Genomic DNA, 10,577 nt, shown 5'->3' with positions numbered 1-10,577 from the left:
TCCTATTCCACCGACCTGTTTGTTTCGTGTCGCTCCTGCCAGAACGCCACCTGCTGCTGGATGAACCACTGGATGATCTGGGCAAACAGCGGCACCACGAAATCCGGGTTGAGGCCGTTTTCCTCGGCCCAGCGCCGCCGTTCCGGCAACATGGCGGCAACACGTTCGGGCGCGGGAATGGCGGCGGCATCCGGTTTGAAACGTGAAGCCTCGAGCACATAGCCGAGCCGCAGGCCGAGCATTTCCACCACCGCATGGTCGAGCGTGTCGATCGCCTGCCTGATATCGCCGAGATCCTGGCAATCCGCCGGCGTCAGTGCCTTTATTCCGAGTTCCTTGGGCGTGGGCATGATCTATCCGGCCTTGCTGATGGAGATCTGGTCGAGATGGAGTTGCTTCAGTTTTTCGCGCAGTTCCTTCTTGCTGATCTTGCCGATGCCGGTTTCGGGGAAATTTGCGACAAAAACGAAATCGTCCGGCATCTTGAAGGAAGCGAGGCCGCGACTGCGCAGGTGTCGGGTCAGGGCAAGGGCCTTCGTCTGGCCGCTCCTGCTGATCGCGAAAGCGCATATGCGTTCGCCGAGCATGGCATCCGGTAACCCGACGACCGCGACATCATGGATATCGTCGTGGGCGAGGAGCAGGTTTTCCACCTCTTCCGGCGATATCTTTTCGCCGCCGCGATTGATCTGGTCCTTGTCGCGTCCGGACACGACGATATTGCCGCCAAAGGCAAGCCGCACGATGTCCCCCGTCCGGTAAAAACCGTCCGGCGTGAAGGCGCGGGCATTATGCTCGGGCACGCGGTAGTAGCCACGGATCGTGTAGGGGCCTCGCGTCAGAAGCTCGCCGGTCTCTCCGACTGGGACGTCATTGCCATCGGCATCGACGACACGGATTTCGTCGCCCGGTGACATCGGTCGCCCTTGCGTGTTGACGATAACCTCTTGCGGGTCATCGAGCCGGGTAAAGCAGATCAGCCCTTCGGCCATGCCAAAAACCTGCTGCAGCGTACAGCCGAGTTTCGGTCCGACATGTCGCGCCGGTTCGGCACTCATCTTGGCGCCCCCCACCTGCAGCACCTGCAGGCTTTCCGGCCGGTGGTTGCGCTTTTCGGCCTCTTCCATCCATAAAAGCGCAAGTGGCGGCACCACCGCGGCAATGGTCACCTTGTGGGCATCCATCAGCGCAAAGGCGGTGTCGGCACCCGGATCCGGGGCCATCACCACCGTTCCACCCTGCATGAATGTGCCGATAATGCCGGGGCAGGCCAGCGGAAAATTGTGCGCGACGGGAAGCGCGCAGAGATAGACGGTGTCACCATCCATGCCGCTGACCTCGGCTGCCGTGCGGATATTGTAGAGATATTCGTTATGGCGGCGCGGGATGAGCTTTGGAACGCCCGTCGTGCCACCGGAAATCTGGAAAACGGCCACATCATCCGGTGAGGGCGCGTCAGGGACCGTGCCGCCATGTTTGTATAACGATGAGAGGTCGAGAAATTCTTCTGCCTCGCCATCGACGACGACATGTTCGAGCGCCGGCAGGCCGGGCCTGAGATCGCGGGCAAGGCCCCGGTAGTCGAAGCCGCCCGCCCGGTCGGCGATGAAGAAGGCGCGTGCCTCGACGAATTCGAGAAAACGACCGATTTCGAGATGGCGGTGAGCCGGCAGTGCCAGAACCGGCACGACGCCCAGCCGCATCAGAGCAAAGGTGATCTCGACGAAGGCGATGCTGTTCGGCATCTGCACAACGGCCTTGTCGCCCCGCACCAGACCGCGTTCGGAAAGACCTGCGGCCAGCGCATGCACGCGCTGTTGCAGTTCGGCATAGGTCAGCCGGCGGTCGCCGTCGATCAGCGCGATCCTGTTTCCATAGCCTGCGGCAAGCCGATCGATTGTGCCGGCAAATGTTTCGTCGCGCCATAAGCCTTCGCCGATATAGCGCTCGCGAAATTCCTGCGGCCATGTCGGCATGTCGGCTGCGTCGTCGCCCGCCCTTGTGTGCTGCATGATCGGCTCCTCTTATCTGTCAGATTGCCTTCGCATCGAGGCCGAGTGCCTGAAGCATGGTCTTGAACTTGTTTTCTGTTTCCCGGAATTCGGCATCCGGGTCGGATCCGGCGACAATGCCGGCACCGGCCATCAGGCGGATGTTGCGGTTGCGGATCTCGGCGCAGCGCAGCGTCACCGCCCATTCGCCATCGCCGTTTTCATCGCACCAGCCGACCATGCCGGCATAAAGACCACGGTCGAAATGTTCGATATCGGCAATCGCCGCCAAAGCTTCGGCGCGCGGCACGCCGCCAACCGCCGGTGTCGGATGCAGCGCCAGCATGAGGTCGAGAATGCCGGTATCGGTCGAGGACAGTTCGCCTTCGATAACGGTCGACAGATGATTGACCGGCCCTGCGGCAAGCACGCTCGGCTCGTGCGGGACGTTGATCGATCTGCAGAAAGGCCGCAGTGCCTCGCCGACGGCGCGGCTGGTAAAGGCATGCTCGTGCCGGTCCTTGGGTGATGCCATGAGGTCGGCAATGTTGCGGGCATTGCGCTTCGGATCGGGATCGGCGGCGATGGTGCCGGCCAGCGGATTGGCGAACACCCGGTTGCCGCGCTTCGATACCAGAAGTTCCGGGCTGGCGCCGACCAGAAGGCCGGCTTCCCGGTCTCCATCGGCTGTCAGCGGGATGGAATAGACGAAACTCGCCCTGTGCCGTTTCATCAGCGTCGCCAGCAGGCTGATGACATCCGGTTGGTTATCGAGCTCGATTTCGAGGCGACGGGCCAGAACCAGCTTTTCGAGAGGCGAGCGGGCAATGCGCTGCACGCCTTCCGCCACGGCGCGACGATAATCCGTCGGAGACGGTGTCTGCCGCATGTCCGTGATCTTGGGTGCGGCGTAACGGGAGGGCGAAAAACCAAAAGCCTGCCAGTCGGCAAGCGACGGCTCCTCGATCTGTCTGGGCACATAAAGCGAAGGGGCGGCATTTGTGTCGAAGGGAATGGCGCCTATGATGACCGGCGGGTGACCGCCGGCTCGGGCCATCGCGAACAACCGATCCATGCTGGCGCGCAGGTCACCGTCGGCGGGGTCACAGCAAGCCGCCATGCCGCTGGCAAGCATGCGGGTCTTCGGGGATACGAACAGGGCGCGGTCAAGAAGATCCGCCTGCGATAGGAAGGTCGGCGCGGTCTCTGCGACCATTGTTTTGGCGGGAGCGTGCTGCATCAGTGAACCTTCCCGGAAGCGGTTGTGTCAGCGGCTTGCAGGCTGGCGACATGAGCCTCCAGCGTGGCGATCGTCGTGTGCATGAAAAGATCGGTGACCTGCAGATCGATGCCGAGTTCGTTGCGCAGCGCCGCATGTGCCTCCACGAGGCGGATCGATGTGGCGCCAAGTTCGAAGAAATTGATATCGGCGGGCAGGCCCCGGCGACCGAGGATGCGCTCGAACACGCTGCGGACGCGGCTGGAACGCAGTGACGTGGTAACCGACAGGCGTTCGGTGATTGCCGGCAGCGCCTTGGTATCGATCTTGCCATTGGCCGAGAGCGGTAAGGCAGCATGAATGCCGATACGGGTCGGCACCATGTAGGCCGGCAGCAGGAAGCGGCAATGCTGGCGTAACATTTCTTCGCTCGGCGATGTGTTTCCGGCGGTCGCGACATGGGCGACGATCTGGCGGCCGCCGCTCGTTTCCTGCGTGATCGCCACGGCGCGGGCGACGTCGGCATGGCTTTCCAGAGCATGGGTTATATCGCCAAGCTCGATACGATGCCCGCCGACCTTCACCTGACCATCATCGCGACCGAGAAATTCGAGTGTGCCGTCTTCCCAGAAGCAACCGAGATCACCGGTGCGATAAAGCCGTTCGCCACTCTCCTTGATGGTGATAAAGGCCGAGGAGGTTCTTTCCGCATCGCCCCAGTAGCCATCGGCCAGTCCATGGCCACCAATATGCAACTGGCCGGCAACCCGATCGGGTCGGTCCGAACCATAACGGTCGAGCACGCGAAAATACTGGTTGGTCAGCGGCTTGCCGTAAGGCACCGATTTCCAATGAGGGGCGATCCTGTTCGCCTCCTGCCAGTTCGACCAGATCGCCGCTTCTGTCGCGCCGCCGAGTGCGACAAGACGCGTCTGAGGGGCAGACGTTGTGAGGCGGGCAGGCATATCGAGCGGCACCCAGTCACCGCTCACCAGTGACAGCCGCAGGGAAGCGGGCAACGCAAGCGTCATGCTGGCGCACCAGACCAGCGCCATGTCGAGCAGCATCGGCACGGAGTTCCAGATCGTAACCCGATGCGCTTCAAGCATGGCGTGCCAATGAGCAGGATTGCGCTCCTGGCCCGGATCGGGAAACACCACGGCGGCGCCATGCGCCAGCGGTGCAAAGATGTCGTAGACGGAGAGGTCGAAACTCAGCGAAGACAGCGCAAAGACACGATCATCGGCTGTCATGCCGAAACGGGTGGCCATGTCATCCAGCGTGTTGGCAACCGCGCCATGCGACATCGCCACGCCTTTCGGCACGCCGGTCGAACCGGAGGTGAAGATGATATAGGCGGTGTCGCTGCTTTTTGCCGGCACTCTGTCGGTTGCAGCCACGTCCGAAATGGCATCCGTCAGCGATACGGCAATCTGGCGGTGGTCATCCTCGCCGACCTGACCGGCTTCGACGATTTCGGCAACGGGTGTCACCTGCGCACGCATTGCCTCCATGCGGGCGTTCGGCAGGTCCGGCGCCACCGGCACGTAGACTGCACCCACATGCAGAACGGCCAGAACGGCGACGATCTGAAGCGGTCCCTTCGGCAGCCGCACGAACACGCGGTCGCCCTTGTGAACACCCGTATCGCGCAGGCGCCCGGCAAGGGTCGTGGCGCGTGCCGCGAGTTCGCCATGGGACATGCTCCCGCCGCTCCAGAGCAGCGCATCGCGCCCGGCATTCTCGCCCAGGCCGTTCCAGAAACCGGCCGTAATATCGAGATTGTCATCAAGGGTGATGGTCGGTGGAGCGTGGATGGCGTGGCGGATGGTTTGCTGGCTCTCCGGCAAAAGCCGTGCGATCGGCCGGTCCCAATTGCCGGTATCGTCGCAAAGCGCCGTCAGTATCTCGACATAGCGCTCGAACGCTGCCTTCACGGCATCGAGATCGAGCGCGGCTTCGGCGGCATCCCAGTTGAAGGACAGACCGCCGTTTTCCTCGAACAGTTGATGATCGAGCGCTACTTGCGGCGTCTGGCTGATGCCGGCGATCTGTTTCCAGCGGCGGTCATCGCCGCTCTCCGCTTCCTCACCGATCAACAGGCTGGTGAAGACGACCGGCATCAGCGAGCCGGAATAATCCTTGCGCAGCCGCGCCAGTTCGCGCAGCAGATCGACGCCGGAAACGACACTGTTTTCCAACCGCTCCAGCAGGCCTGACTGGGTTTCCCGAACCTGCTCCAGCAGCGGGCGTTGCATGCCGGCAAAGCCGACAAGCGTCGTATTGGTGAATTCACCCAGAACCCGGCGCATGTCCGCATGTTGCTGAGGGCGGTTGAACAGCGTCATGTTCAACGTCACGTCTTCATTGCGGCTCCAGATGGAAAGCGCATTGGCAAAAACGGCGGCGACAAGACTGGTGGGCGTTACGCCACGGTCTTTGCACGCGGCCTTGAGGGCCTGCCAGCGAGCTTGGTCGACATGACCGGAAAGGCGGTGGAAACGGCCCGGTTGGCCCGACACGCGGCACGCTGGCAGATGGGGCGCAGGCGGCAGAAGCGGCAGTTCGCGATGCCAGTATTGCCACGCCTCCTGCTTGCGCTGCTCGCTGGTCTCGTTGACCACGCAATCACGGAAACGGATGCCGGGTGGTGGCGGCAGTTGCCGGCCATCGATCAGCGCAAACCATTCACGGTGAAACAGCTGGCTGCTCCAGGCATCGAGCGCGATCAGGTCCACGCAGGAGAGCAGCAGAAGCTTTTCGCCGGTGCGCACCCAATGCAGCTCGAATAGCGGCCATGTAAACGGGTCGCGGACCCGCTCGCTGATATCCTTGCGCAGTTCGGCAAGGCGTTTCTGCTGGTCTGCTGCATCGAGACCGCGCAGATCGCTGAGCGGAACGGGATAGTCCGGTACGCTTTCCATCGCCACCTGCATGCCATCGGGCAGAAGTACGGTACGCAACATGTCGTGCCGGGCAATCACCTCGGCAAGGCAGGCATCGGCGCAGGTGATATCCAGATCCGGGCATTCGAATTCGAGATAACTGTTGGCGGAAACGCCGCCGAGATCGAGCGCGCCGGTGCGCCCGACCAGATAGGCCTGCTGGATCGGCGTCTGCGGGAAAGGTTCGAAACGCGAGGCCTCTGCCGCGGGCTGGCCGGATGAGCCGGACAGACGATCCAGCAAGGCCTGTTTCTGCTGCGTCAGTTTTGCCTTGAGCGGTGCCGTCATGGCGCCGGCCGGGGCCCGGAAACGCAGCTGGCCGTTTTCCAGCCATAGCTGGATGCCGGTCTGTTCGAGTTCGTCGAGAAGGGCGGAAAGGCTCACAGTTCGCCCTCCATCATGTCCTGTTCATAGGTTTTTGGGGTGGCAAGCCATGTCGCGTGCGGGGTGGGATGCAAAGCGCCGGCTGCCAGTGTGTGCAGGCATATGCGGTGGGATGCCAGACCGAGGCGGCGACCCAGTTCGGCAAGCGGCATGTCGCCGATCTGGCAAAGGCCGACCGGCAATTGTGCGGAGGCCTGTTCCAGCAGCTGGCAGATCGCGCCGCATTCGATCATGCCGAAGGGCAGGCTGGCCGTGTCATAAAGCGGCGCGATGGCGTCCAGCGACAGCACGAAGCAGAAGAGCACCTTGCTGGCCGCCAGCAGATCGCGGTTACCGGAGCTGAGCGTGGCGATATCGACCATGGTGTCGCCCGAGGCGCAGGGGATCAGCGCATGGGTATCCGCATTATAGCGATAGCCACCGGCACCCATGCCATCGACAGCCTGCGGCTGCAGGATCAGATAGGTGTCAACCGGATAAAGTCCGCCGGCGGAGGCATAAAGGCGGCGTGCCTGCCCATCGGCATAATGGCGGCGCAACGGGCTGAGCAGTTCTGACAATTCAGCCGACGACAGCGGACGATCGCAGAAATCCCGCCAGCTGCGACGGTCTGCCAGCGGTGGCAGGTCGATCCCCGGCTGAGCGTCCAGCACGATGGCATTACCGTTTTGAAGCGAACGCGGCCGCGTCTTGAACAGCCGCCGCGCCACCGGATCACTGATGGCAGGATTGCGGGCTAGGTAATCGCGCAAAACATCTTCGCCGGGCCAGAGGCTGGGACCTGATGCCGTCTTCGACGTCTCCGGCATCAGAGCGCCGACCAGCGCCACCAGATCCGGCATTCTTACGGCGCGCGCCAGTTCGGTCAGCGGCGGTCGTTTGCCGCTCAGCACCTCGATGCGGCTAGCCAGTGCGATCAGCTCCAGCGAAGAGGCACCCAGTGCGACGAGATTGTCGTCAATCGTCACCGACGGTTGCCTGAGGATTTCGGCGACCATGCCGAGAACGGCAAGTTGCAGTGCCTGATCTGTCTTCACCCCGGTTGCCGGAGCGCTGGTCTGCCCGGCCTCATCGATCAACGCCAGCAAAGCCTTGCGGTCAAGCTTGCCATTTGCCGTCAAGGGCCATGTTTCGACCGTATGGAAAAGTGCCGGCACCATATAGGCGGGCAGTTCGGCGCGCAGATGGGTCGCGATGGCCTTGTGGTCGATGCCGCTGCTGCTGCGAATGAAGGCTGCAAGGCGCGGGTTTTTCCTGTCGCCTGCCGGCAGAACCTGTGCTTCCTCGATATCCGGATGGTTTTGCAGCACACGGGCAATTTCGCCGGGTTCGACGCGATAACCGTTGATCTTCAGCTGCGCATCGGTGCGACCCTGGAAGATGATCGTGCCATCGGCGTCATAGGCGCCGAGATCGCCGGTGCGGTAAAGCGGCACGCTGCTGCGGGGATGTTTCAGGAAATGGGCTTTCGTCTTTTCGGCATCGCCGAAATATCCGAAGGCCAGCCCATCGCCGGCGATATAAAGTTCGCCGGTATGGCCGCGTCGGGCAATGTGCATGTCCTCGGTCAGCACAAAAATCTGCTGGCGGCCGAGCGCCTTTCCATAGGGAATGCTGGTCCGGGCCGGATCGACGGTTTCGATCGGATGGTAGATCGACCAGATCGCCGCCTCGGTGGCGCCACCAAGGCTGAACAGCCTTGCCTGCGGCCAGACTTTTTTCGCCCTGCCGGGAAGATCGAGGCCGATCCAGTCTCCGCTCATCATCACCGTGGCGATTGGCGGCATGGCACGGCCAGTGCCGATCTCGTGGTAATCGACGAAGAGCGAAAACAGGCCCGGCACGGTGTTCCACAGCGTCACGCCATGCTGGAGGCACAGCGCCTGCCAATGGGCGGGGTTGTTCTGCTCCGCCACATCCGGCAGCACGATCGCACCGCCGGCGCCGAGCACGCCAAAAATATCATAGACCGAAAGATCGAAATGCAGTTGCGACAGGCCAAGCACACAGTCATCGGCGCCGATGCCGAAACGGGCGCTGACATCGGCAATCGTGTTGACCGCCGCCGCATGGCTGACCATCACACCCTTCGGATTGCCGGTCGAACCGGACGTATAGATGATATAGGCCAGATCATTCGGCGCTGCGCCAGGTGCTTCATGCAAGCGGTCGATCGACCCGAGCGGCACGCGGCCGATATCGATCACATGTGCGGTCGGTGTTTCGGCGAGTTCGAGCGGAAGCAGCCCGTCGCCGATAATGGCGTTCGGCTTGAGATCCGCGAGGATGCGCGCTTGCCGGGCAAGAGGTTGCGTCGTATCGATGGGCACATAGGCCGCTCCGGCAATCGAGACAGCAAGGCAGGCGGCAATCTGTTCCGGTGACTTGGCGAGCCGGATGGCGACTTTTGCGCCCGGCCCGATATCGTCTTCTGCAAGCCGCTCCACCAATCCTGCCACTTGACGGGCAAGTTCCGCGTGGGTGAGGCTGCGATCCGATGTGCCGATAGAAGGCTTTTCCAGCACTGCCGGCAGGTTTCGCAGCCAGAGGTCTGCCAGACGCTCATGTCGCGCGGCATGCTCGATAATCGCCGGGGCTATCATCGCTTCGGACGGATCGGCAACGGCCGAAACCGTTTCATCCAGCATGTCCGGCCGGCTGGCAAAACGCTCGACCAGAGCAACGAAATCATCGAACAGCGAGCGGGCGATCCGGATATCGAGCGCGTTGACGGCGATATCCCAGTTGATCGCCAGCGCACCTTCCCATTCCATCACCTGATTGTCGAGAATGACCTGCGGTGTCTGCGACAGGGCGAGCACCGGTTTTCCGGGTTGGGCGGCGGCATCGGTAAACAGCTTGGCGTCGTTCTGGGTCAGCGTGCTGGTGAAGACCACAGGCATCAACGGACGGTCGAGATGACCACGCGCCGTCGCCATCAGCCGCTGCACCTCCGTGCCTCCGACGGCGCTGTGTTCCATGTCCCTCCAGAGAGCGGCCTGCAGCCGTGCGATGCGCGCGCGCCGGCTTTCGGTCGTGCGCAGATCGGTTTCGAACAAGAGATTGGTGGTGAAATCGCCGATCACACGGTCGACATCGGGGTGAATGGGCGGGCGGTTGAACAGCGTCATGTTCAGGCAGAAATGCGGCTTTGCCGCCCAGGCCGATAGCGCTTCGGCAAACAGCGACAGCAGAACCGCCGAGGGGGTTACGCCAAGCCGTGCCGCGGTTGTCTTAAGGTCATTCCACTGTGGCTTGGCCATTGTGTTTGACAACCGATCATAGACCGGTACGCCACATTCCTCGACGGGTGCCAGCAGAGGCAGGACCGGTGCATCCGGCATGTCGGGAGCACGTTCACGCCAATAGCTTCGTGCCTTGTATGCATCCTCTTCCGAACGTTCCGTCATCACGCAATCACGGAATGTCAGGGCGGGTTCTTTCAGATGAAGTCCGGGATCGCGATAAAACCGTGCAACCTCATCAAGCAGAATGAGAATGCTCTGCTGATCGGCGACCAGAAGATCGAAGCGCAGATGGATGAATACGCGTCCGCTCGGCATCAGGCTGAGTTCTATGTCGATCATCGGCCATTTGTCGGCAGCCGGCAGATCGCGCGCCAGCCGCCGGCGGATCTCGGTCAGCCGCTCTTCCCGGTCGGCTTCGCTGGTGAGATCGTGAATGACTATTGCCGGTTCGGGAATATCCCGTTCCACCTGCTGGCTGCTGGCGTCGAGAATTTTCACCCGCAGCATGTCATGGCGCTGCATCACCTTGCGCCAGGCGCCCCGGTAACAATCGATATCCAGCGTCTCGCAATCGAGTTCGTAATAGAATTGGCAGGCGGCGCCACCCAGCGGCAGGCTGGCATCGCGGCCGATGAGATAGCCCCGCTGGATTTCGGTGAGCGGAAACGGTTGATGGCGCTGGTCAGTATCGGCGGCAATAAAAACGGGGTCGTCATCAAGTCCGGTAAGCCGGCTCAGCAATTCCGGATCGAAGATGGGCAGGGTGTTGAGCGAGGTGTTGATCGACATG

5 protein-coding genes are annotated in these 10,577 nt (G+C 62.1%); all 5 read right to left on the bottom strand.

Annotated elements, in window-relative coordinates:
- Nucleotides 1-2: 2 nt before the first annotated feature.
- From EDF70_RS13530 to EDF70_RS13510, 5 genes are read right to left on the bottom strand one after another with little or no spacing between them, the layout of a single operon-like run.
- Nucleotides 3-350, bottom strand: a complete 348-nt coding sequence (locus EDF70_RS13530) for an isochorismate lyase (RefSeq protein WP_132274206.1) — start codon at nucleotides 348-350, stop codon at nucleotides 3-5.
- A 3-nt stretch (nucleotides 351-353) separates the two neighbouring features.
- Entirely contained in the window at nucleotides 354-2,012 is a 1,659-nt protein-coding gene (locus EDF70_RS13525) for an AMP-binding protein (protein WP_132274203.1), read from the bottom strand.
- A gap of 19 nt (nucleotides 2,013-2,031) precedes the next feature.
- Nucleotides 2,032-3,231, bottom strand: coding sequence for an isochorismate synthase (locus tag EDF70_RS13520; RefSeq protein ID WP_132274200.1), 1,200 nt, complete (start codon nucleotides 3,229-3,231; stop codon nucleotides 2,032-2,034).
- Nucleotides 3,231-6,539 carry a non-ribosomal peptide synthetase gene (locus EDF70_RS13515; RefSeq protein WP_132274197.1) on the bottom strand — a complete coding sequence of 1,103 codons (3,309 nt, stop codon included), beginning with the start codon at nucleotides 6,537-6,539 and terminating at the stop codon, nucleotides 3,231-3,233. Before EDF70_RS13515 ends, EDF70_RS13520 begins: the two co-directional genes overlap by 1 nt.
- Entirely contained in the window at nucleotides 6,536-10,576 is a 4,041-nt protein-coding gene (locus tag EDF70_RS13510) for an amino acid adenylation domain-containing protein (RefSeq protein ID WP_132274194.1), read from the bottom strand. The genes EDF70_RS13515 and EDF70_RS13510 overlap by 4 nt, the downstream gene beginning before the upstream one ends.
- Nucleotide 10,577: the final 1 nt, after the last annotated feature.

The organism is Neorhizobium sp. JUb45, assembly GCF_004343585.1.
Taxonomy (GTDB): Bacteria; Pseudomonadota; Alphaproteobacteria; order Rhizobiales; family Rhizobiaceae; genus Neorhizobium.
The sequence above is the reverse complement of the archived record's forward strand: the minus strand, read 5'-3'. Positions and strand labels throughout refer to the sequence as shown.